This window comes from Alkalimarinus alittae (assembly GCF_026016465.1).
GTDB lineage: Bacteria > Pseudomonadota > Gammaproteobacteria > Pseudomonadales > Oleiphilaceae > Alkalimarinus > Alkalimarinus alittae.
Map to the genome: position 1 here is coordinate 1898695 of NZ_CP100390.1, position 24462 is coordinate 1923156.

Annotated in this window: 22 protein-coding genes and 1 pseudogene; 18 read left to right on the forward strand and 5 right to left on the reverse strand. The window is 42.4% G+C overall.

Going from position 1 to position 24462, the window contains the following annotated elements:
- Positions 1-153 precede the first annotated feature (153 nt).
- Positions 154-525 carry a hypothetical protein gene (locus NKI27_RS08650; protein WP_265049261.1) on the forward strand — a complete coding sequence of 124 codons (372 nt, stop codon included), beginning with the start codon at positions 154-156 and terminating at the stop codon, positions 523-525.
- Between the two features lie 277 nt (positions 526-802).
- On the opposite strand, the gene NKI27_RS08655 is transcribed toward NKI27_RS08650, so the two are convergent.
- Positions 803-1237: an RrF2 family transcriptional regulator gene (locus NKI27_RS08655; RefSeq protein ID WP_265049262.1), complete on the reverse strand. Its 435-nt coding sequence runs from the start codon at positions 1235-1237 to the stop codon at positions 803-805.
- 104 nt (positions 1238-1341) lie between these two features.
- On the opposite strand from NKI27_RS08655, the gene hmpA reads away from it, so the two are divergent.
- On the forward strand, positions 1342-2580 hold the full coding sequence (gene hmpA / locus NKI27_RS08660) for an NO-inducible flavohemoprotein (RefSeq protein ID WP_265049263.1): 1239 nt from the start codon (positions 1342-1344) through the stop codon (positions 2578-2580).
- A gap of 527 nt (positions 2581-3107) precedes the next feature.
- Here hmpA and NKI27_RS08665 read toward each other — a convergent pair.
- The 3 genes and pseudogenes from NKI27_RS08665 to NKI27_RS19410 all read right to left on the reverse strand — a co-directional run.
- Positions 3108-4496: a sigma-54-dependent transcriptional regulator gene (locus NKI27_RS08665; RefSeq protein ID WP_265049264.1), complete on the reverse strand. Its 1389-nt coding sequence runs from the start codon at positions 4494-4496 to the stop codon at positions 3108-3110.
- Complete coding sequence (locus NKI27_RS19405) at positions 4496-5209, reverse strand: sensor histidine kinase (RefSeq protein WP_406803139.1); 714 nt, start codon at positions 5207-5209, stop codon at positions 4496-4498. Before NKI27_RS19405 ends, NKI27_RS08665 begins: the two co-directional genes overlap by 1 nt.
- 543 nt (positions 5210-5752) lie before the next feature.
- Positions 5753-6409, reverse strand: a pseudogene (locus NKI27_RS19410) (histidine kinase N-terminal 7TM domain-containing protein); the annotation flags it as partial.
- Positions 6410-6733: 324 nt separating this feature from the next.
- Between NKI27_RS19410 and NKI27_RS08675 the strand changes: the two are divergent.
- From NKI27_RS08675 to NKI27_RS08735, 13 genes are all read left to right on the forward strand, one after another.
- Entirely contained in the window at positions 6734-8134 is a 1401-nt protein-coding gene (locus NKI27_RS08675; protein ID WP_265049493.1) for a cytochrome ubiquinol oxidase subunit I, read from the forward strand.
- Between the two features lies 1 nt (position 8135).
- Positions 8136-9125 (forward strand): cytochrome d ubiquinol oxidase subunit II, encoded by a 990-nt coding sequence (gene cydB / locus NKI27_RS08680; RefSeq protein ID WP_265049266.1) that lies wholly within the window; start codon positions 8136-8138, stop codon positions 9123-9125.
- A gap of 407 nt (positions 9126-9532) precedes the next feature.
- On the forward strand, positions 9533-10573 hold the full coding sequence (locus NKI27_RS08685; RefSeq protein ID WP_265049267.1) for an aldo/keto reductase: 1041 nt from the start codon (positions 9533-9535) through the stop codon (positions 10571-10573).
- A gap of 139 nt (positions 10574-10712) precedes the next feature.
- Positions 10713-12878: a DNA polymerase III subunit gamma/tau gene (gene dnaX / locus NKI27_RS08690; RefSeq protein WP_265049268.1), complete on the forward strand. Its 2166-nt coding sequence runs from the start codon at positions 10713-10715 to the stop codon at positions 12876-12878.
- Positions 12879-12940: 62 nt separating this feature from the next.
- Positions 12941-13267 carry a YbaB/EbfC family nucleoid-associated protein gene (locus NKI27_RS08695; RefSeq protein WP_265049269.1) on the forward strand — a complete coding sequence of 109 codons (327 nt, stop codon included), beginning with the start codon at positions 12941-12943 and terminating at the stop codon, positions 13265-13267.
- Positions 13268-13376: 109 nt separating this feature from the next.
- Complete coding sequence (recR, locus tag NKI27_RS08700) at positions 13377-13979, forward strand: recombination mediator RecR (protein ID WP_265049270.1); 603 nt, start codon at positions 13377-13379, stop codon at positions 13977-13979.
- Positions 13980-14001: 22 nt separating this feature from the next.
- On the forward strand, positions 14002-15156 hold the full coding sequence (gene rnd / locus NKI27_RS08705; RefSeq protein WP_265049271.1) for a ribonuclease D: 1155 nt from the start codon (positions 14002-14004) through the stop codon (positions 15154-15156).
- Positions 15149-15457, forward strand: coding sequence for a YcgL domain-containing protein (locus tag NKI27_RS08710; protein ID WP_265049272.1), 309 nt, complete (start codon positions 15149-15151; stop codon positions 15455-15457). The genes rnd and NKI27_RS08710 overlap by 8 nt, the downstream gene beginning before the upstream one ends.
- Positions 15458-15913, forward strand: coding sequence for a YcgN family cysteine cluster protein (locus NKI27_RS08715; protein ID WP_265049273.1), 456 nt, complete (start codon positions 15458-15460; stop codon positions 15911-15913).
- The gene (locus NKI27_RS08720; protein WP_265049274.1) at positions 15910-16254 is read left to right on the forward strand and encodes a hypothetical protein; all 345 of its coding nucleotides are present in this window, start codon (positions 15910-15912) and stop codon (positions 16252-16254) included. Before NKI27_RS08715 ends, NKI27_RS08720 begins: the two co-directional genes overlap by 4 nt.
- 14 nt (positions 16255-16268) lie before the next feature.
- Positions 16269-16520, forward strand: coding sequence for a DUF1653 domain-containing protein (locus NKI27_RS08725; protein WP_265049275.1), 252 nt, complete (start codon positions 16269-16271; stop codon positions 16518-16520).
- Between the two features lie 180 nt (positions 16521-16700).
- Positions 16701-19250 carry a VWA domain-containing protein gene (locus NKI27_RS08730; protein WP_265049276.1) on the forward strand — a complete coding sequence of 850 codons (2550 nt, stop codon included), beginning with the start codon at positions 16701-16703 and terminating at the stop codon, positions 19248-19250.
- Between the two features lie 32 nt (positions 19251-19282).
- Entirely contained in the window at positions 19283-20053 is a 771-nt protein-coding gene (locus NKI27_RS08735) for a class II glutamine amidotransferase (protein ID WP_265049277.1), read from the forward strand.
- Between the two features lie 95 nt (positions 20054-20148).
- On the opposite strand, the gene cysK is transcribed toward NKI27_RS08735, so the two are convergent.
- Entirely contained in the window at positions 20149-21111 is a 963-nt protein-coding gene (gene cysK / locus NKI27_RS08740) for a cysteine synthase A (RefSeq protein ID WP_265049278.1), read from the reverse strand.
- A gap of 273 nt (positions 21112-21384) precedes the next feature.
- Here cysK and NKI27_RS08745 point away from each other — a divergent pair, with 273 nt between their 5' ends.
- From NKI27_RS08745 to NKI27_RS08755, 3 genes are all read left to right on the forward strand, one after another.
- Entirely contained in the window at positions 21385-22227 is an 843-nt protein-coding gene (locus NKI27_RS08745; protein ID WP_265049279.1) for an AAA family ATPase, read from the forward strand.
- 88 nt (positions 22228-22315) lie between these two features.
- Positions 22316-23494: a vWA domain-containing protein gene (locus tag NKI27_RS08750; RefSeq protein WP_265049280.1), complete on the forward strand. Its 1179-nt coding sequence runs from the start codon at positions 22316-22318 to the stop codon at positions 23492-23494.
- A 367-nt stretch (positions 23495-23861) separates the two neighbouring features.
- Complete coding sequence (locus NKI27_RS08755; RefSeq protein ID WP_265049281.1) at positions 23862-24461, forward strand: hypothetical protein; 600 nt, start codon at positions 23862-23864, stop codon at positions 24459-24461.
- Position 24462: the final 1 nt, after the last annotated feature.

Below are 24462 nucleotides of genomic sequence, written 5' to 3' on the forward strand. Positions count from 1 at the left end.
GAATGTTTTGAAGCCCTATCAGGTGTTAAGCTTGCTAGGGTTTTTTAAATTAGGGAAAAGCTAATGTTAAAATTTCTTTTTTAGTTACAAGCAAGTACATAAGGAATAAAATGTTTGCCTTTACCGCACACTTAACATTTAAGGGATTATCAAATGAATTTTTATCAGATTAAGCCGACCTCCGCACGCATTGTGTTTTCTCTTTACCTAATCTTATTTTCTATAACGAGCAATGCTGAAACGGGTGTAGTAGTTCACGGGGAAACGGAAGAAGCCTGCTCGGAAACAGTAATGACGACACAAATGTACGATATGATGTCTGGAATGATGGAAGTATCTAAGGGGGCATGCCCTTTAGTAAACGCTAAAGGAAAAGAGATATTTGGGGGATGTAAACACCTATCAGGCGATGGTGTTGATTGGTTTTATGATATTCCTGAATTTTATTCTGGTCCAAACTTCAAGACTGAAATTCAGAAAAGCTGTGATGAATGGGTGCAGGCAGGTGCTGACTGGCGTAAGTAATTATAGAGTTAACGAGCCAGCGGGTTTAGGGTTTGCATTCTTGTAAGCCCTGTTCGATGTTAAGCCTTGCCGTAACAGCGTCATGATGTTATTTGTCTCCAATACGCTTAATGGTTTGAATGCCTGGTTGTTTTAGCTAAATAGGGCGAAGAAACCCTGACTCCGCTTCGCTGCATCAAGTATATTTACTCATCTATTAAGTTCATATCTAATCATTTTAATTAGTAACACCTGCTTGAGCAGCGGTGTTAATGATTCACTAGTTTATATTCTTCGATCAACCATCGCCCCTTTGTTCACGCATGGGGATTCTGTTTTGTGTGGTATTGGCTAGCGTGTATTGATTCATAGTGTTGATAAAGTTTTGCATGGCTTCTTGAAGGTAGTGTTTTAGTTGGCATGAAACCGTTAAGTTGCAAGTGTTACTCTCTGGGTCAAAACACTCCGCCGTATTCATGGTAGGTTCAAATTGCATTATTAAGTCGCCTAATCGAGTTTTATCAGTGTTTTCGGTTAATCTGATGCCTCCATTTTTCCCTTTTGTGCTCTTGATGTATCCAAGGCGAGATAAGTTGTGTACGACTTTAACGAGGTGGTTTTGAGAGATGTTGTGGTATTCAGCGACTTCTTTAACGGTGCACAAGCGCGTTGAGTGCGTGTTTAAATACATAAGCGTACGAAGCGAATAATCTGTAAATCGTGTAATTTGCATTAAAGTCTCTGGCTTAATTTTTTTATTGTACTGATTGACTAATTCTACTATAACAAATCATAATGTGTATTATAAATATATATTAGGTTTTTATAGGATTATCTATGTTAGATCAGAAAGCTATTCGTATCGTAAAATCTACCGTGCCTATCTTGCAAGAGCATGGGGAAACGCTAACAAAGCACTTTTACAAACGAATGTTCGCGCACAACCCTGAAGTAGCGCCTCTCTTTAATAACTCTAATCAGTCCGGCGGAACACAGCAGCGTGCATTAGCAGGTGCAATTGCGGCCTATGCAGCAAATATTGATAATCTCGAAGTATTAGGAGGCGCGATAGAGCTTATTACCAATAAGCATGTCTCGTTACAAATTAAGCCTGAGCATTACCCTATTGTAGGTGAGAACTTACTGGCGTCTATCAAAGAAGTTTTGGGGGATGGGGCGACAGATGACGTGATTGACGCGTGGGCTAAAGCGTATGGTTTTTTAGCTGACATTATGATTGGTCGTGAAAAACAAGTGTATGAAGATAATGCAACTAAAGAGGGTGGTTGGGAAGGCTTTCGGTCATTTAAAATAGAGCGTAAAGTCGAAGAAAGTAGTGTTATTACCTCATTTTATCTCAAACCTGAAGATGGTGGTAAAGTGCCGTCTTATCTAGCAGGGCAATATATTACGGTACGAACATCTACACCTGAAGGAGGGACTACTATGAGAAACTATAGTCTTTCTGATAAGCCGGGTAACGATTATTTTCGTATCAGTGTTAAAAAAGAAACAGATCCACAGCCAGGTATCCCTGATGGTTATGTATCTAATAAATTGCATAAAGAGTATGAAGTGGGTGACACGTTAGAAGTAGCACCCCCTTGTGGTGATTTTTATCTTAATACTCACGACCAACATAAGCGTCCGTTGGTCTTAATGGCGGCAGGTATCGGTATTACCCCGATATTAAGTATTTTACAGACCGCATTAGAAGCCATGCCTGAGCGAGACGTTATCGTGATTCATGGCAGTCTTAACGAAGACGTTCAGGCGTTTAAGTCAACGCTCGAAGCACTCAGCGAAAAACACCCAAAACTAAGTGTTCATTTCCGTTATAGTGATCCCGTTAAAGAGGGTGTTTCACGCGAAGGAAATGCATCTACAGGGTTTGTTGATGCTGAATTGATCGAATCATTGATTCCATCACGCCATGCCGATTATTACTTTTGTGGGCCAAAGCCATTCATGGTTAATATCTATCACGAATTACTGATGTGGGGGATTCCCGCGTCACAAGTACACTTTGAATTTTTTGGCCCAAGGGAAGCGTTAGAAAAGCCTGCTGCTGTTTAGTTAAGCCTTTAAAGAGCAGGGGTAACTTACTTCTGTAGTTATCGCTGTCTAATAAAGGTGGAGGTATTCATCTAAAAGAGCAATATATTTAACAGAGCCAAGCTAGAATAAAATGATTAAATGAAAAATTTATGTTATTGTTATTTCGATGTTTTTAACATTAAATTGATGCTGAAAGCCTATGTAAACATATGGTTAATATTTATGTAATTATATGGTTTAAATATCTCCATAACTTATTGATAATGGCGCTACCTTATGTAATCTTTTAGGAAAGGCGACATTTGAAATCATCGCAAAAGTTAACATACCTACCTATAGTAATTCTAAATTTCACTTTTCAATTTTTAATACCTCTAATTCTAAATATGTATTGAACAATTATGCGTTAAATCATGGATTCTTAAATCTTTAAACCCTGATTTCGCTGCGCTGCATCAAGGCTACAAAGACAAAATGCAGTGGCTTGTATATGAGCTGTAGCCGTGATGAAAGGAGGAACGACTGGAATCAAGGGAATGGTTAATCTAGACGTCACTATTAAGCCCATATCTAGCAATCTTTTTCAGTAATCCCTGCCGTGATAGCCCAAGTTGTGCGGCGGCTCTTGTTCGGTTTTGGTTGTGTTGATTTAATGCCTGGCTGATGAGTCTTATTTCTAATGCGGTGACTTGTGCTTCTAATGTTTTATGATTGGTGTCAGGTGTTTGATGATTGGTATCAGGCGTTTGTGGTTGAGATGGTTCCGCTTGGCCGGTGAGAAATTGAATCTCTTGAAGGCCTATTGTATCGCCTGTTGTTAAAGCGATCAGGCTATCTAGTGTGTTTTTTAGTTCGCGTACATTACCAGGCCAGGTTTGTTGATTAATCCATGCCATTGCGTCGGCACTGATGTGTAAAGTGGATTTTTCTGGTTGAGCTTTCTGAATAATTGAGTGCACTAGAATGGCAAGGTCTTCGGGTCTTTCGACTAAAGCTTGTGTCTTAATGGTGACCCCTTTAATGCGATAGAAGAGGTCGTCTCTAAAGTGACCTTGTTCAATAGCAGAGGGGAGGTCTCGGTTAGTGGCGCTGACTAGGCGTACATCGATGTGTTCCATTTCACGGCCCCCTACCGGAAAGTAGCACCCCTCTTGAAGCACTCTTAGTAATTTAACTTGCATTGATGGCGGCATTTCGCCGATTTCATCTAAAAACAATGTGCCTTGGTCTGCCATGCTAAGTAAGCCCTTGCGGTCTTTGTCGGCTCCGGTGAAAGCGCCTTTTTTATAGCCAAATAGTTCGCTTTCTAAAAGTTCGGAAGGGATCGCTCCACAGTGTACTGAAATGAACGCCTGGTTCTTTCGTTGACTATGTTGATGCAGGGCTTTAGCGATGATTTCTTTTCCAGTTCCGCTGGGGCCTTGGATGAGTACCGGAACCTCAGTGTTGGCAATGCGTTTAATCAGGTTGCGGGTGTTGATTACGCTAGGGCTGACGCCGAGTAACCCCATGTCATCGTCGGTGGGGGGGTGTTGTTCTTTAAGTGTATTAAGTTCTTGTTGTAGTTGGCGTTTGTTAATGGCTCGTTGCACCACGATTAGAAGAAGGTCGGGGTCAATGGGTTTGCTGATGAAGTCCCAAGCGCCTAAACGCATTGCATCGAGTGCCAGTGCCTTTTCGTTATGAGCGGTGATGACGACTACCGGTACTTCGCCATAGTGTGGAAGTAGCTGCAGACCTTCTTCAGGCAAAAAACTGGGGGGGAGAGAGAGGTCGTGTATGACCAAATCAAATGACTGAGCAGTAAATAGCGTAAGGGCTTGTTTCCCATCTCCGCAGCTAACGACTTCATAGCCTGCTTGTGTTAACCATAAACTACAGAGTTCACAGAATGCGGCTTCGTCATCAATGAGTAATATGCGGGCTTTTTTCATTATGAGGCTCTATGTGTACTTGGGTGGATAATAATGGCATTAGGTCGATCGATGCTGCGTGGTATTTCAATGGAGAAAGTAACAGGCCATCCAGCATCTGTATGGTGCCAAACTCGGCCATGGTGGGCGTCTATGATGCGTCTTACAATGGCAAGACCTAGGCCGCTTCCTCCGCTGCGATTACTAACAAATGGTGAAAATAACTGACCCTGAATGTTTTGCGGGATGGAGGGCCCATTGTTATGAATATTGATCTGAATCTGCTGTTGGTTTGTGTGAGCGTCTACCTCAATAAGCCCTTCAGGTGTTTGATTAACAAAGGCTGCTGCGTTCTCTAATAAATTAGTCAAGACTTGATGGAGTTTTTGAGGGTCAGCATAGGTATTGAGCTCGTTAGTTATGTTGACATGAATCTTAACGTTGAATAACTGTTGAGTCTGGCGAGCCACGTTTTCAATAAGCGAGGTTATTTGAATGTTTTCGGAGCGTAGTTGAATCTGGCCTGCATAACTTAATACATCCTGAATCAACTGTTCAGCTCGCTGCACTTGATTGCTAATGTGTGTCTGAATGGAAGGGTCAGTTTGAACTGCGGCCATATTAATAATATTCAGAGGGTTTCGTAGTTCGTGGGCAATGGTTGCGGTGAGGCCGCCTAGTTCTACTAAATGTTCTTGTGCGAGTTTTTGACGTTCTGCGGCAGCTAGTTTCATGCCTCTATCCAACGCGGCGCAGGTTGTGGGTAGCAAGCTAGTGACTATTTCAGCTAAGTGCTGCTCACTGGGTGTTGCGTTTCTCCAGCCCACCAATTTGCATTGCCAGTGCTCATTATCGTTAGTGTTGACTTGATTGATGATAAACGCAGGATGCTCTGTAGTGAGGAGAGGTTGGTTGATAGCAACGTCTATGAGGGTCGGGCTGTTGCGTGACCAGAGTTGTTTAATTGTATCGCTTAGCTCAAGCCAGTCTTTCGCCTGGTCGAGTTTGTATCCCCACTGGTCAAGTTTAAGCTGGTCGAATCGAATTTCTGGGTACACCAGGCGGTTAGCAAATTGTTGAGCAGGGCCATAAAGTAAGCCCGCTATTAATAATAAGGCGGATGAATAGATTAACAATTGCCAAAGAGGGATTTCGGATAATTCGGTAAGGCCCCAGCGGGTGGATATTGCAAGGAATACTGACATGACCAACATGGTGATGACCAGTAGGGCCAACCAGACCACTGCTCTGTTGACCAGTCGATTGACTTCGACCAGTTGATAGCGCACGACTGCGTAAACCAGTAATAAGCTGTAGGTAGGCAGCGCTAACATTGGATAAGGGTATGTATTCAGTCCGATTGAAGGAGATATAAAACTAATAGCTAAAACAAAACCAAGTCCGCCAACAATGAACATGGCCGTTATTGATCGTCGCTGGTTGGCTGGGCAAACGCGTAATGCCTGCAGTAATATGAGGTGTGCGATGACTCCAAGCAATGCCGTATAGGCTAAGTTAATCCAGCCCGGTGAGTGAAGTGAAATAAAGTGAGGAAAGGTTAGCCAGGGTTTAAGTTCCGCGCCTGTTAGTGCAACGCTGCCTGCTGTCACAATGCCTGCTATGACATAAAGCAGCCAGAACTTGTTCTGATACCGTTTAAGTTTAGGAATAAACTCCGTACAAAACGCCAGCACAAAATGTAAAAAGGCGGTGGGGAGTAGAGGGCTGCTTAACAATAGGGGAATAGCCCACTGTGATGCGCCTTTTATGGCGAGTAAGTGACCCGTACACCAAAAAGCCAGCGCAATACAGTAGGCCGCTAGAGCCCTTAACGATACCGATTCGCTAGCTCTATACCAGAGCCAAACACCGACCAAGCTGGCACTGGCTATAGTGGCCCACATTGAAAGAGAAAATGCAGTCATTGAGTTCATTTCAAGTATCTCAGTGCGACTTTTTAGGTTTAAACTGTAAATTTTGTTTACAGTTGTTTGTTGTTGTGGTGTAAACGGAGGTGTCGGTTGAGTATAACTGACTTAGCCGAATTGAGCTAGATCAAGGCTTAACGCTGATATTTGTGGGTTGGCTAGGTTATTGCTTTACTCATATTAACTAACGTTAAGCTGACTCAAGGAGATCAAAATGGCTGAGTGGTTTTATTCTATATTAGGTGTGCTAGTGTTGGTGGGAGTTGCTGGAATGCTGACTCTGCTCCCTGTGCATATGGCTAGGTTCAAAGATAGCCAAGGAGAACAATGATGGATCCCGCAATACTGTCTAGAATGCAATTCGCCTTTACTATCAGTTACCACATAATTTTCCCTGCCATCACCATTGGTCTTTCGGTGTATCTAGCGGTCATGGAAGGGTTGTGGTTAAGAACTAAAAAACCTGAGTATTTGCAGCAAGTAAAGTTTTGGTTAAAGCCGTTCGCAATCACATTTGGTATGGGGGTTGTGTCAGGTGTCGTGTTGTCTTATCAATTTGGTACTAACTTTAGTCGGTTCTCAGAAGTGGTCGGGCCGATTCTAAGTCCGTTGCTGGCCTATGAAGTGTTAACCGCGTTTTTTTTAGAGGCGGGGTTTCTTGGTATTATGTTGTTTGGCTGGAAGCGGGTCTCTCCAAAGGTTCATTTTATGGCTACAGTGGTAGTTTGTGTAGGCACTCTAATGTCGGCTTTCTGGATTTTAGCGGCCAATTCATGGATGCACACACCGGCGGGTTATATTTTTCAAGATGGCCGTTTTGAAGCTGAAAACTGGCTCGAAGTGATCTTTAATCCATCATTCCCATATCGCTATTTCCACATGGTGATTGCGAGTTTGCTCTCTGCGAGTTTGATCGTAGCGGGAGTTAATGCTTTGTATCTAAGGCAAAAAAAGCATCAAGAATTTGCCCGAGTTGGGTTTTCTTTTGCTATGTGGAGTTTGCTAATACTAGCGCCTACTCAGGTGCTGATCGGTGATTTTCATGGGCTCAATGTGGCAGAACATCAGCCGATTAAGTTAGCCGCAATGGAGGGTATTTGGGAAACTGAGCGAGGTGCGCCTTTACGGGTATTTGCGGTGCCAAATAGCGAAACCGAACGGAACGATTTTGAGCTTTCGATTCCTAAACTCGCGAGCTTAATTATTACGCATGATTCGGAAGGAGAAATTAAAGGGTTAAAGTCCGTCGCTAAGGATCAGCGACCGCCTGTGGCAGTTGTGTTTTTCTCGTTTAGAGTAATGCTGGGTTTAGGGGGGCTGATGTTGTTGTTGGCTGTGCTGGGAGTAGTGTTGAGAGTGAAGGGTCGGCTTTATATTTATAAACCGTTCTTAACTTTTGCAACACTTATGATTCCTTCAGGCATTATTGCGACCTTGGCCGGGTGGTATGTGGTTGAGGTGGGACGACAGCCTTGGCTAGTGCAGGGGTTGGTGCGTACCGAGGATGTAGTATCGATATTGCCGGCTGAAAATATTGCGTTTACTTTGGGCTTGTTTGTTGTTGTGTACGGGCTATTGTTTTCTGTCTATCTCTATTTTATTCGTAAGCTGGTTCGAAAAGGGCCGCCAGTTCTTTTGGGCGACGATGATAATCATCTGACAGATGATAGTGTTCAATTGGCCACTCTTACGCCTGTAATTGGGTTGGATGCTGATAAGGTGAGGACTTGATATGGATTGGGCAATTACTTGGTTGATGATTTTAGGGTTTGGGGTCTTGATGTATGTGATTCTGGATGGATTTTCATTAGGCGTTGGTATCATTTTCCCATGGTTGAAAAGTGAGCAACAGCGAGGGGTTGCCATGCGCTCACTTTCTCATGTGTGGGATAGTAATCAGACGTGGCTTGTATTTGGTGGCGTTGTGCTGTTCGTTGCTTTTCCGCAAGCCTATGCTGTGGTGTTGTCGAAGCTCTATTTACCGGTAATGTTAATGTTGATCGCGTTAATATTTCGGGGTGTTGCTTTTGAATTTCGTTTTAAAGCCGAAAGCAGTCGTCGTTGGTGGGACTTTAGCTTTGCGTTTGGTTGCACTCTGGCAACACTCTGTCAGGGGATTATATTGGGAACGTTAGTGCAGGGGATTAAGGTTGATCCTAGTGTCTCAACATCTTGGCTTACTCCTTTTAGTGCAATTACAGCTTTGTCGTTATTAGCAGGGTATGGCTTATTAGGAAGTTGTTGGTTGATTCAGAAATCTGAAGGTGATCTGGCGCGACAAGCAAGAGCGATTGCGTTGCCGTTGTTGACCTGTGTGTTAGTTGGTTTGGTCATCGTATCGATATGGATGCTGGTAAAAGAGCCGACGGTAGCAGAACGCTGGCTCAGTACGCCCAACCTGTATTTCTTGATGCCAATACCGGTGTTAACTGCGGTAGTGACTATTGCGTTAGTAAAAGCCATCAATGAGCCTGAAAAGCATCATTTAGTTCCGCTTTTACTGGCTATCGTACTGTTTGCATTAGCCTTGGTAGGGCTTGTCGTAGGGACCTTTCCATATATTATTCCTAGAGAGGTAACCATCTGGCAAGCCATTGCACCTGATAGCACGTTATCGTTTGCGTTTGTCGGTGTGATGATATTCATACCTGTCATCTTGCTATATAACGCGTTTGCTTATCGGGTTTTTTGGGGTAAAACCAATGAGGCGGATGGTTATTGATTATCTTTAACGTGATTAATTAGGTTGTTAAATAAATGATTCATCACGTTGTTGTACCTTGCTCAGCACTCATCCCTTTGCTCATGTAAAGGGATTCTGTTTTTCGTGGTATCGGCCAAAGTGGATTAATTCATTGTGCTAATAACCATGTCTCGTTACAAATTAAGCCTGAGCATGAGCCCCTTTATAGCAGTCCTCACATTGTTATAGGTAGGTTGTTGATAAGTAAAGCTATTTGATCGCTCAATTTTTTGACTATCTGCCATGCTTTCGCGGCATCTTTAGATACAGTCCCTCCCCGTTTTGTAATAGACTAATGATAATTTGATTCACAATGCCGTCGAAGTTAATCAGTCATGACGAACCAAGTCGATGGTACCGATACGTTCAATGCTAGGAAGGGTTCAATGAAATACCGAAAATTAGGCAAAACCGACCTTGATATTAGTCTTATTGGCTTAGGCACGATGACTTGGGGCTGGCAAAATACCCAAGATGAAGGTTTCGAGCAGATGGATTATGCATTGGAGCAGGGGGTTAATTTTTTTGATACTGCAGAAATGTATGCTATACCGCCGAGTGAGGAGCACTTTGGTACTACCGAAACGATTATTGGAAACTGGTTTGCATCGAGATCAAATCGGGACAAAGTGATTTTGGCCTCAAAGATTACAGGGCCGGGGTTTACATGGCTGAGAGAGGGTAACAATCAAATCAATAAAACCAATATTTTAGATGCGGTTGAAGGGAGTCTTAAACGATTAAAGACCGATTATATCGACCTTTATCAACTGCATTGGCCTAACAGGGGGTCTTATCACTTCGGTAAAACGTGGGCGTTTGATCCAGCCTTTGACGCTAAGGCTGAAGAAGAAAACTTTCTAGAGGTGTTGAATACCTTTCAAGGGTTAATCAAAGAAGGAAAGATTCGTCATATAGGCTTGTCTAATGAAACGGCTTGGGGCATGAGTAAATGGCTACAGTTAGCTGATCAGAATGGTCTTCCACGTATGGCGTCTATTCAGAATGAATACTCTCTACTGTGTCGCCACTTTGAACCAGACCTAAGTGAAGTCGCGCTGCATGAAAACTGTGGTTTATTGGCTTGGTCGCCGCTAGCACGGGGTATTTTAAGTGGTAAATACCTGAATGGGGCACAACCTGAAGGCGCAAGATTAACACTAGAAACTCGACCAGAGCATCGTAAGGGGCCATCTGTTGATAATCCGACAAAGCAATATATTGAGCTCGCGAATCAGCATGATCTAGATCCTTGTCAGATGGCGCTAGCGTTTGTGAATAGTCGTCCTTTTGTGAGTTCTAATTTAATTGGCGCCACTACCATGGAGCAGTTAAAGTCGAACATTGATTCTATCTCGGTGACACTTTCTGAAGAGGTGCTGGCAGGAATTGAGCATATTAGACGTACATTGCCAGTGCCGTTTTAACCTATATAGTCATAAAGTATTACCAAGCCCGTTTATAATTAAGCGGGCTTTTGGTAAGCAAATTTATCTTATAATTATTCTGAATCTTCGCCAAGACATGGTAAGCTTGCGTTGTCGTTTTCTCAGGTAAAATAAACAAATGAGTTATCAGGTTCTCGCAAGAAAGTGGCGCCCCCAGAGCTTTAAAGAGATGGTGGGGCAAGAGCATGTTCTTAAGGCGTTAATAAATTCGCTTGACCAACAAAGACTACACCATGCTTATTTATTTACTGGCACCCGCGGTGTTGGTAAAACGACCATTGGGCGTATCTTAGCTAAGTGTCTTAATTGCGAGACCGGAATCACGTCTGTCCCTTGTGGTCAGTGTGGTGCCTGCAGAGAAATTGCCGAGGGCCGATTTGTCGATCTAATTGAAATCGATGCAGCCTCTCGTACCAAGGTTGAAGATATGCGTGAGTTGCTGGATAACGTCCAGTACTCTCCAACAAGAGGGCGGTTTAAGGTATATCTGATTGATGAAGTCCACATGCTTTCATCATCCAGTTTTAATGCATTACTTAAAACACTTGAAGAGCCGCCTGAGCATGTAAAATTCCTTTTTGCTACCACTGACCCGCAAAAGCTTCCTGTTACTATTTTATCTCGATGCCTTCAATTTAATTTGAAGAATATGCCACCTGAAAGAATTGTAGGCCACCTTAAAAATGTTCTAGGGCAGGAGCAAATTGACTTTGAGGATAGTGCGCTTTGGCTCTTAGCTCGATCAGCCGATGGCAGTATGCGAGATGCATTAAGTCTTACGGACCAAGCGATTGCTTACGGTAACCATACACTTGCTGAACGCGATGTTAGCGCGATGTTGGGGTCGATAGATCAAAAGCAGGTATATCGAATCATTGAGGCGGTAGCAAACTCGAATGCGGCGAGTGTATTGCAGGAAGTCTCAGCGCTTGCTGAGTTTTCTCCTGACTATAGTGCGGTGTTAGCTAATGTTATTTCTGTTTTACATCGAGTCGCAGTTGAGCAAGTCGTGCCGGGTAGTACCGATAACTCTATGGGCGATCAGGTGCAAATTGCCGAGCTGGCAAAGGCATTGACGGCTGAAGACGTACAGCTTTTTTATCAAGTTGCGCTAGTAGGGCGTAGCGACTTACCTATATCGCCTGATCAGCGAGCGGGACTAGAAATGGTTTTGCTAAGAATGTTGGCCTTTCAGCCCAATATTGACTGTAATATTCCAAAAGTTAAGCTTAGCAATCATGACTCTCCAGTTAATAGCCCCTCTATACAGGAAAAACCTGAATCAGATGTTGCCAGTACTGACTCAGAACTCGCTAATCAAGGTTCAGACCTCACTTCAACAAACGAACAGGCTAGCAAGCCAAGTGTTTCTGACGTGCAAGACGCATCTGTCAATCAGGGGGCGACTGAAGCGTCTGCTAATATAGAGTCAAATACAGTAGAGGGCGCGACCGAAGAACAAGCAGCGTTAGAGCAGGCACCTCTAGAACAAGCACAGACAGTCGCTAGTGAACCAGCGTATTCAGAGTCATCGCTTGTAGAGTCAGCACCTTCCCACGTCGAAGAAGCCTCGTTAGACAATGCCTCTCAGCCGCCTGAAGGGCACCCCGCGTCTGATGAGTTTGTTGGTGAGGGCTCATATGAAGATAGCACTTATGAAGATAGCACTTATGCGGGTGGCGACTATGACGATAATGGCTTAGATGATCATTATTTGCAGTCGCAGTCTAGCGACGGGTTAACTCAAAAAAAAACAGCGGAACTTCAAGTAGCCCCTAGCCAGCAGGCTTCAACGTCGCCTGAGCCAGAACCAGGCGTAAGCCAGCAAGACACTATTGCGGCCTCTGTGTCTGCTGCTATCGAAGAGTTAGCCCCTGAATCAAACGATATCAATGCTTTTTTGCCGATGGATAACCCTTGGCCACATATATTGCCGTTGCTTAAATTAACCGGTATGACACAAAATTTAGCGGCTAATACCAGTTTGATCCTAGAGCAAAATAGGGCGGAGCTATGTGCTGCAGAGGGTAACTATAAGCTACTGACCGATACACATAAGTCACGAATTATCTCAGCATTTAAGTCGTTGTTTGGCGATAATTTTAACGTCGATTTTTCGTTAGGCCGTACAGAGGTTGAAACACCCGCAGAATGGAAAGATAGGAAGAAAGAAGAGCGTTTAGCGCTGGCGATTTCTTCAATTGAGACAGATCCAAACGTGGTCACTCTTGTAAATAAGTTTGATGCAACCATATTAACATCAACGGTAGAGCCTTTAGATTAACACTTATATGTAAATCAAAGACTCTGGGTAAGAAATAGATATTACAGGCGTACGAGGTTGTTATGATTAAAGGTGGAATGGGTGAGCTGATGAAACAAGCTCAAAAAATGCAAGAGCAGTTTCAAAAGACACAAGAAGAACTCGCAAATGCAGAAGTCTTTGGCGAGTCTGGTGCTGGCATGGTTAAAGTTGTAATGACCGGTCGCCACGATGTTAAAAAGGTCACCATCGACCCCTCTTTACTACAAGAAGATAAAGAATTGCTTGAAGACTTATTAGCAGCGGCCGTAAACGATGCTGTCAGAAAGGTTGAAGAAAACAGTAAAAGTAAGCTTTCAGGTATGACTTCGGGTATGGAAATGCCTCCTGGTTTTAAAATGCCATTTTAATCACTACTATTCTTGGCGACTGATGTGTCTAACGCGTGAGTGTATAACGACTAATAAAACATCAGTTTGCTAGAATAATTCTGCCTTCTTTAGATATGAAATTTTAATTATGAGTTTTAGCCCTCTAGTTGATGAACTTATTGAATCTCTTCGATGCTTACCGGGTGTCGGGCACAAATCAGCCCAACGAATGGCATTACAGTTATTGGAGAGAGATCGTGATGGCGCTATTCGATTATCCAATGCATTAGGTGAATCTGTTGTGGGTGTTGGCCGCTGCCAAAAATGCCAAAACTTAACAGAGGTAGACGTCTGTAAGTTGTGCTCGAATGAACGCCGTAATAATGGCCAGCTTTGTATTGTCGAGACACCTTCAGACTTATTAGCATTAGAACAATCTGACACGTTTAAAGGACGCTATTTTGTCTTGATGGGGCACTTATCTCCGATTGATGGAATCGGGCCTGAAGAAATAGGGCTGGATAAACTAATGCGACTGGTATCTGAGGCGGCTATTAAAGAGGTAATCTTAGCAACAAATTCCACTATAGAAGGCGATGCAACGGCTTTTTATATAGCTGATTTACTAGAAGAGCAAGACGTTTTAGTTACCCGTATTGCACATGGCATACCTGTTGGCGGACAGTTAGGTTACGTTGACGGTGGTACGCTCGGTCATGCCCTGACAGGCCGTAAACCCATTGATAATTAGTAGACAGAAAGCAGAGCAATATATGAGTAATTTTGGGTGTTCGTTTAAGGTTGAGATAATCAGAGACACCAGTCGCCTACAAGAAAAGTTACTTTACTGGCAGCGCTTGCCTTTTATTGCGATTGATACTGAGTTTGTACGTGTAGACACTTTTTACCCATTAGCAGGGTTGATTCAGGTCGCTGATGACACGGGGATATACCTAATAGATCCGCTCGATATTGACGAACTTACGATTCTTAAGCCGCTTTTAATCGGTGACACTATAAAAGTGATGCACTCAATGAGTGAAGATATCGTATTGTTTCAGACCATTGCGGACTGCATGCCGCAGAATATATTTGATACCCAAATTGCCTGTGCCTTGTTAGGTCAGGGCATATCATTAAGTTATCAGAAATTTATTGAACTCTATTTAGGGTTAGAGATAGACAAGGGTGAAACCCGTTCGGACTGGTTAAAGCGCCCGTTGAGCGACTCTCAACTAGAATATGCAGCAAAGGATGCTCACTACCTTTATCAGGCTTATCCACAGCTTGTTGCTCAGCTTGAAGAACGCAATTTAACTGGTATCGTCCAGCAAGAATGTCATTTGATAAACCTCGGTATGACAGATACTGAGGAAGACATGGATAATTATTATTTAAAGATCCGAGGTGCATGGAAGTTTCCGGTGGCACATCAGGCGATACTTAAAAAGCTTTCATCATGGCGAGAGCGCGAAGCCCGAAAAAGGAATAAGCCTCGAGGTAGAATTATTAGTGATAAGCAGTTTCTAGAGCTTTTAGAGTGCATGCCTAAAAATGTTAGCACGCTACAAGCAACCAGAGTGTTTAATTCTGGGCAGCTGCGAAGATATGGTGAGTATGTCATATCGGTCATTAATAACCCACCTCAGGTTAGTGCTGATTTTAAGCCAATACCTCGTTCTCTCAGTGGTCAAAAGTTAGATTTATATCGTTCGCTGAAGAAATCTGTAGAGGTTATTGCTGAATCGTTAAATATAGCCCCTGAATTGTTAGGAAAAAAACGTTTATTGGAGCAATATGTCGCACTCATATTTGCTAAAAACGTTAAACAAGAAGAAGTGGCGCTTCCTGAAGTTTTCGGGGAGTGGAGAATCAAACTACTAAGTAACGCCTTTAAAAAAATTGTAAAGAGTAAGTTTAATGACTGAGAAACGCCTGATTTGTTCTGTTTACAAAAGCTCAAAAAAATCTGAGATGTATGTCTATATCGATAAGAAAAACGGGTTAGACGTATTGCCTGAAGAATTGTTGGCGTTTTTTGGTACCCCTATTCATGTATTTGATATGTTGTTAACGCCAGAAAAAAAATTGTCTCGGGTCGATTCAGCTAAAGTATTATCAGAGATAGCTGAGAAAGGGTTTCTATTGCAGATGCCACCTGTTGAAGACAACTTCATGCCGGGTGTTATTGAGTTTAATAAAAAACTTAAAAACGATGAAGATCAGTAAATGATTGCACAAGTATCCCCTTACTGGTTAGTTAAGACGCTTCCTGAGATGACTAAAGAAGAATGGGAGTCGCTATGTGATGGGTGTGGTAAATGTTGCCTACAAAAGCTAGAAGACGAAGAGACGGGCGATCTGTATTACACTGATATTGCTTGCCAGTATCTTGATCATGAAAGCTGCCGCTGTACGTCATATGAAACCCGGCAGTCTAAAGTTGAAAGTTGCATCACGCTTAGTTTAAGCCGTTTGGATGAATTCGCTTGGTTGCCCTCAAGTTGTGCTTACCGTTTATTGTTAGAAGGTAAACCGTTGCCAGAATGGCATCCGTTGATTACCGGTAGGCAGGAGTCTGTTCATGAATCAGGTAACTCGGTGAGAAATAACGTAGTATGTGAACGAGACATTCCTGAAGAGAACTGGGAAGATCATATCATCGAAGGAGTTATTAACTTGTGATTGTTAGTCAAAGCTATCTGATAGCGTGGGGAATCTACCTGCTTTCTGCGCTTGGTTTAATTATTGTTTTTTGGCGGATGACGCGGTCTATTCCTTTCAAAGACGTTAAGAAGGTGTTAAGGCTTGTTGGGGTTGTACTATTACTGACGCCCGTTGACCTTGGTTTAGAGGCTACTTGGTTTGCTCCAGCTTATTTGGTAGGCGGGTATGAGTGGATAATAGGGAACAGTCACTTAGCCATTAAAGCAGGCATTCACCTGTTGGGTGCACTTACACTGCTAACAGCATTATTAACATTAGAATATATTGTAAGAAAGCTACTTCACTTACAACAAGCATGAGCGAGCTTACGTGCATGAATGATGAAAACATTTCAGGGCTGCCTGAAGCCACTAGTGAGCTACCTACCGGAAAATACCGCCACTATAAAGGTAATCTATATCAAGTATATGGTACTGCAACGCATAGTGAAACATTAGAAACATTGGTTGTTTATCGCCCTCTCTATGGTGAAGGCAAGCTATGGGTAAGACCTATGAGTATGTTTGCAGAGTTAGTCAACGTGAACGGAGAAGACGTTCCGAGATTTGCTCAAGTGAATGAATAGCAACGCTTAGTTGACCGTCGCCCAACTAAATTATTCTCGTTAAAAATAGTAATATTACTTTAAATACAATGAGTAATAGCGCTTTATTCAGGCATCTTATTTAAATCTACATTGTTGTTATTGTTAAATCTGCTATAAATATTTATTAATACCTTATTAATAGTCTATAGCAGGTTTCTCATGATCCCCTTTTTCCGATTTTGTTTGGTTTTTATAGTGAGTGTGGCTGTTAGCCTGCCTACCGCTATTGCTGCAGAAAGTGCTGCATCCGCGCAAGGTGATGTTCGTGTCTTAATAGATATATCGGGCAGCATGAAAAAAAATGACCCTAACAACCTTCGAATTCCTGCCGTAAATTTACTGACCGAAATTATCCCGGATGGGAGTAAAGCGGGTATATGGACGTTTGGACAATACGTTAATATGCTAGTTAAGCATGATGAAGTGAATGATAGATGGCGTAAAAATGCCAAATCTAAAGCTAAAGAAATTAACTCCGTTGCGCTTTATACTAATATTGGAGGGGCACTTAAAAAGTCTAGTGATGACTTTTTAAGTGATAAAACATTTCCTAACACGCACTTTATTTTACTGACTGACGGTATGGTCGATATTGACCGCGACCCTTCTAAAAACGTACAAGAAAGAGAGCGGATACTAAACGATATCGTAAAAGGCTTTGAAGACAGAGGTGCAAAAATTCACACTATTGCTCTCTCAGAAAATGCAGATATTCCTCTATTGGAGCGGATGGCAGTCAATACTGGCGGTAACTCAGCTGTTGCAGAAACACCGGAAGCGCTAACTAAAGCATTTCTACAAGCGTTTAATCAGGCTGTACCTGCAGAAGAAGTGCCGCTTGAAGGTAATAAATTTGATGTTGACTCCAGCATTGAAGAGTTTACTGCGCTTATTTTTAGAAAAGCAGGCAGTCAAGCGACGACGCTTGTCGGTCCTGACGAAAAGAAACAAGGATTTGAAAATCACTCGGAATATGTGAAGTGGTATCGTGATGAAGGTTATGACCTTATAACGGTTAAGCAGCCTTTAGAAGGTGAGTGGACGATTGACGCGGAACTGGAACCTGATAGCCGTGTAACCATCGTGAGTAATCTCAGTATGAAAGTGGGTCCACTGCCGACAAATTTTTATGCGGGTGATCACTTAGATGTAGAGGTTAATTTTTTAGAAGACGGTAAGATAGTAACGGGTAAAGAGTTCTTATCACTGCTAGATGTTAAGTTAAATATCAAGACAGAAGATAATAAATCGGGAACCAAAACCATATCAGATCCTGATTTCCCTCCAGAGGATGGTGTGTTTCGTACGGCAATCAAAAAACTTCATAAGGTCGGTCAATACGAAGTTAATGTGTTGGTGGATGGCAAAACGTTTAAACGTAAGCACCGGCAAGTGATTAACCTTAGATCGCCGTTCGATATAGAGCTAACAGCTAACGGGTATAACCAAGAGACTGAGTACTCCGTTATTATTTCGCCTAGAAGTAAAAATATTGATATCAAAGCATCATCTATCGTAGCAAAAATTAAAGCACCTGATGATTCAAGTATTATTCGTACTATACCTTTCTCTGACGATGCTCAGCGGTGGGAGCTACCTATTGAAAACACAAAAGGGGATGGCATTTATCAGGTATCACTAAAAGTAAAAGGCGTTAATAGCGAAGGTAATTTATTTAAGTTTTCACCAAAATCATTTGATGCAAAATTCCCAAGAGATATGTCAGACAAAGCGCAGTATGTGGCGATTACTGAAGACCCTGAAGAATCAACAGAGAATGAATTACCATCAGAGCCTGAAGTCATCGCTGAAAAGGGCGTGCTTCCAGCAGAATCTGAAGAAGTACCTCCGTCTGAGCCCGAAGCGCCAGCGGAAGTGATTAGTCCCCCTATAGAAGTGCCCGAGACTCTAGAACAGAATGAATCGCCTGTGGAGGAGGAAGGGTTATCTGATACGATGTTATGGAGTATTATTGCAAGCGCTTCTGCTTTAGTTATTGCTTTAGTGGGAGGGATTGCTTATTGGTTATTTAAGAAACGTAAAAACGTTGATAAGCCGGATGAGTCAGAAGACATCACTAAACCCGCAAAAGATGAAGCCAAGGTTGAAAAGCCAGAAGAAGTAGCGCCGGTTGAAGACGTGCCGGATGAAGATGCATCGGAACCTGAAGAACTAACGGAAGAGCACCCGGAGCCGCTAATTGAAGAACTTGATATTGTTGATGATATTGAAGATTTAACAGAGGCGGATCCTGTTGCTGAAGTAATTGAAGAACCTGAACCGGTAGCAGAGCCTGAGCCCGCAACAGAACCTGAATCGGTAGCAGAGCCTGAGCCTGCAACGGAACCTGAGCCGGTAACAGAGCCAACAGCAGATTTAGAAATAGACGAAGTTTCGGATCTAGAAGACATAGACGACTTGATTGCCAGTGCTTCACTCGATGATGATGCCATTACAGAGATGTTAGACAAAGCGGAGCCCCCACTTGTTGTTGATTTAGACGAGCTTCAAGATGAGGCAATAGACTCAGATACTGACCTGCCAGAAGGTAAATCAGCAGATCAACTTGTAGATGATATTCTTGCTGATAATGAGCAGGGTGATGAAGACGACCCTCTGGAAGAGTTTAACTTAGAAGATTTTGACATTGCCGATACAGAAGACCTTCCAACAGCAGAAGATGATGATGAGAAGCAGGATAAGACTTAAGACGTATAGGGTTCAAATAGAGGTAGGGAGTAATGTGTGAGTTATTAGGGATGAGCGCTAACGTTCCTACCGATATCTGTTTTTCATTCTCAGGCTTGATCAAAAGAGGTGGGGGAACAGGTCCTCATCGAGACGGTTGGGGGATTGCGTTTTACCAAGGTAAAGGTGTTAGAGAGTTTCGAGATCCTCAGCCAGGGTTTAATAGTGAAATAGCACGATTTATCAAAGACTTTCCGATCAAAAGTACCGTGGTGATTAGTCATATCCGGCAGGCAAACGTTGGAAAGGTAAGTTTGGAGAATACCCACCCCTTTATAAGAGAGCTCGAAGGTCGTTACTGGTGTTTTGCACATAACGGACAATTAAAAGGCCTAGAATTATTGATTGACCCCAATGGTGAACGCTTTATGCCCGTTGGGGATACAGATAGCGAAGCGGCTTTTTGTTGGTTAATGAGTCAGTTAGCAAAAGGGCGAGGCCAATCACCCGAAGAGCGTCAAAGTTTGATTAAATCCTGTGCGGATCAGTTGGCGAGGCTTGGTGTATTTAATATGCTGCTTTCAGACGCAGATCGTTTGTATGTTTATTGCAGTACAAAATTACACTGGATCACGCGAAGAGCACCCTTCGGTGTTGCGACGCTTCATGATGATGACATTTCTGCTAACTTTGGTGAAGAAACGACAGTCAATGATGTGGTCACGGTTGTGGCTACAGAGCCCTTAACAACAAATGAAGAATGGGTGAAAATGCAACCTGGTGAGTTGGCTGTATTTGAACGAGGTGAGTTGGTTAACACTTAAATGTGAATGTAGTTCGATGTTAGATATCTGATGATCAAAAACTAAGCCCCCGTCTCAATGAGGTTAGGGGCTTAGCCAAAATAAGAACGACTAAATTACTGCACTGTTTCGTTTTCGCTAAAGTAATCTTCAAATAGTGGGCTAGATAGGTAGCGTTCCGCAGAGTCAGGTATGATAACGACTATGTTTTTTTCAGGGTGCTGTTCAGCAACTCTGCATGCAACAGCAACAGCTGCGCCCGATGAAATACCCGCAAGTATACCTTCTTCTTTCATTAATCTGTGGGCATAGGTCATCGCGTCTTCATTACTGACTTGCTCCGCAGAATCTATCATTTCAAGATCAAGGTTTGCAGGTATAAAGCCAGGGCCTATTCCTTGAAGTTTATGAGGTGCATGTGTGAGTGCTTGACTGTTTAGTGTTTGAGAAATAATCGGAGAAGACTCAGGCTCAACGGCTATCGATATAATTTGTTTACCTTTGGTCTTTTTGATATACCGAGATATTCCACTAATGGTACCGCCAGTGCCTACACCGGCAACAAGAATATCAATCCCGCCGTCAGTATCATTCCAAATTTCAGGCCCTGTTGTTTCTTCATGAATTCTTGGGTTGGCGGGATTTTCAAATTGTTGGAGCATGAGGTGATCGTCTGGGTGAGCTGCCACAATTTCACTGGCCTTAGCGATTGCGCCATTCATGCCTTTGGCTGGATCAGTTAAGACAACCTCAGCCCCCAGTGCCTTCACCACCTTGCGTCGCTCTAAGCTCATAGATGATGGCATTGTTAATATCAGCTTATACCCGCGTGAAGCCGCTACAAACGCGAGCGCTATGCCAGTGTTACCACTAGTTGGCTCAACCAGTATCATACCTGCCTTCAATTTACCAGACTGTTCTGCATCCCAAACCATGCTAGCGCCGATACGGCACTTAACTGAAGAGGCAGGGTTTCTGCTTTCAATTTTGGCAAATACGTTACCCTTGGTCACTCGGTTTAGCTTAACAAGCGGAGTGTTGCCTATCGAAAGTGTATTGTCGTTGTAGATTCGAGCCATGAGTGTTTGTCTCCTTAATCTGGATGATATAGGTGGTCTATTAGCTGTAAAGCAAACTCGTTGTGCATAACAAGGTTACAAGTCTAGTCAAATCGTAGTTTGTTCACCGCTAAATAACAATCATTCACACAGAAAAAACCGTTTGTTTGAAAACAGTTATGAAGCTTATAAGTAATTTTAGCCTTCAAATAACTATACCTGAAATTTGTTATGCGGAATTTAAAATAATATACTCGCGCGTAGAATTTAGTTCTAATTTATTAGAGGCGCTTAATGAAATTTAAAGGTACTGAACAATACGTTGCTACAGATGATTTACAAATGGCTGTCAATGCGGCAATTACGCTGCAGCGTCCTCTTTTGATTAAGGGTGAGCCCGGCACAGGTAAAACGATGCTGGCTGAAGAACTGGCTAAATCACTAGATGCAAAATTAATCCCTTGGCATATCAAGTCTACGAGTAAAGCCCAGCAGGGTCTTTATGAGTATGATGCTGTTTCTCGTCTAAGAGACTCGCAGTTGGGTGACTCTCGCGTTAAAGATATTGGTAATTACATTGTAAAAGGTAAACTTTGGGAGGCCTTTGAAGCTAACGAGCGTGTCATATTGCTGATCGATGAAATCGATAAGGCTGACATAGAGTTTCCAAACGACTTACTGCAAGAGCTCGATAAAATGGAGTTTTTTGTTTATGAGACTCAGCAGGTCGTAAAGGCCACGAATCGCCCAATAGTTATTATAACCAGTAATAATGAAAAAGAACTGCCTGATGCGTTTTTACGTCGTTGTTTTTTCCATTACATTAGCTTTCCTGATGAAGAAACGATGAACAAAATTGTGGATGTTCACTTCCCGAATATTAAGAAAGACATGGTAAAAGAAGCACTCGATATCTTTTTTGATGTGCGCAAAGTACCTGGGCTTAAGAAAAAACCATCAACATCTGAATTGATTGATTGGTTAAAGCTACTAATGGCAGATGAGTTGGGTAACCAGCTATTACAAGAACATGACCCGGCTCAAGCTATACCGCCTTTATACGGTGCTTTAGTTAAAAATGAGCAAGATGTTCACTTGCTCCAAAGACTTGCGTTTATGAGTCGCAGAAAAGGGTAAGGCTGCTTGTAATCGACACAGCTTGTCATCCTCGCGCATACGAGGCTCCAAGGGGTTGTGTTTTTAGTTATCAGTTTAGGTGTTTGTAATGTTAATAGCGTTTTTTCTAGAAGTACGAAAAGCTAAAGTTCCAGCAACTCTTAGAGAGTTCTTGGATCTGCTTGAAGCGCTTAAAGAGCATTTAGCGTTTGCTAATATTGATGACTTTTATTTTTTGAGTCGACTTTGCTTAGTTAAAGATGAGCGGCACTTCGATAAGTTCGATAGAGCATTCGCAAGCTATTTTAAAGGGATCGAACATCTTGATGACCTAATGGCAGAAGCGATACCGGATGAATGGCTGAGGGCTGAGTTTGAAAAACAGCTGACAGAAGAAGAGAAAGCTAAAATTGACGGTATGGGTGGTTTAGAAGAACTCATCGAAGCTTTCAAAAAACGCCTAGAAGAACAAAAGAAAAAGCATCAGGGTGGGAACAAAATGATAGGCACAGGAGGAACGTCTCCATTTGGTGCTAACGGGTATAACCCTGAGGGATTTCGAATCGGTCAGAATAAGTCTAGGCATGGCCGAGCAGTAAAGGTATGGGAAAAAAGAGGTTATAAAGACCTCGATGATAGCGTCACTATTGGTATTCGAAATATCAAAATGGCATTGCGACGGTTGCGAAAATTTGCACGGCAGGGAGCAGTTGAAGAACTCGATCTAGACGACACTATACGCTCTACAGCAAGAAATGCCGGTTATCTTGATATAAAAATGGTCCCCGAAAGGCATAACACTGTCAAAGTATTGTTGTTTTTGGATGTAGGTGGGTCGATGGACCCTCATATTCGGGTATGTGAAGAACTTTTTTCAGCATGCCGAACTGAATTTAAGCATCTTGAATATTTCTACTTTCATAATTTTATTTATGAGAGTGTTTGGAAAAGCAATATAAGACGAATGAGCGAAACCACCCATACTTGGGATTTAGTGCATAAATATACATCTGATTATAAGGTTATTTTTGTCGGTGATGCGTCTATGGCTCCCTACGAAATTAGTCAGCCAGGTGGAAGTATTGAACACTGGAATGATGAAGCTGGCGCTGTTTGGATGCAAAGAGTGGTAGAGCATTTCGACAAGGTTATCTGGTTGAACCCTATGCCTGAATCGTATTGGGGGAGTGGCGGTTCGCTGGGTATGACTCAACAATTGGTGGAAGACAAAATGTACCCGCTAACCATTGAAGGGCTCGAAAAGGGAATGAAGGAGCTTACAAAGTAAGCACTTAATAACCGCTGACATAAAAAAACCGATGAGGTTGAGGCTCATCGGTTAAACTCGGCATATTTTTGAATCACGTATACCTATACAGAAACCCTGCCAATAAAAAACGTGTTTTATTTAAAACAATCAATTAAGTGACAAACTTGTCACTTGTTCTAGTTCTAAAATCACTGATATGTAAATAAACTCGACGTCATGAATGCCTCTCCTAAGCGGATATGATTCTTGAGTTCAAGAAATTATTGCACCTTTACGTTATTTACCTTAGAAAATGCTAAATAGGTGAAATAGGTATCGTAAACGGATTAACTATTGATGGTAGTATTTGTAAAGATTTGTACCATTATAAAAAGAGTAAGGATGTATGGCACTGCTTTTCGAACGACAGGATTTTGAACGACAAGTTTGTAAACAACCGATTTCCAAGCAATACGCGTTTTTACAAAAGAACAAGTATATTTTACTAGCGCTGACAGCATGTTTGTTATTTATTTTCGGGCAACATTCCGTTTATGCTGCAGAGCGGTCTATCCAAGCGCAAGCTCAAAAACTTAAATCTGAAGTGGTAGAGCTTAACCGAGAGCTTTTTGAATTAGAAGAAGAGTTGTTATATCCCGCTGATACACAAGTTGCGTTGTTCTTGTCAGTAAAGACAAAAAATAAATTCTTGCTAGATTCTGTCGAAATTAAGATTGACGGTAAGATTGCCACTACGTATTTATATACGGCGTCAGAGCTAAAAGCCCTAGAGCAGGGCGGTATTCAGCGCTTGTATATGGGTAATATATCATCAGGCCCACATAAATTAACGGCTGTGTTTAATGGTCAAGGTGCTAATGACCACTACTTTAGAAAAGATAAATCATTTAATTTTGAAAAATCTAACCGATCAAAATTTATAGAGATTGGACTATCTGATTCAGCGGGTGTTGAACCCGAATTCAAGTTTACAGAATGGCATTAAG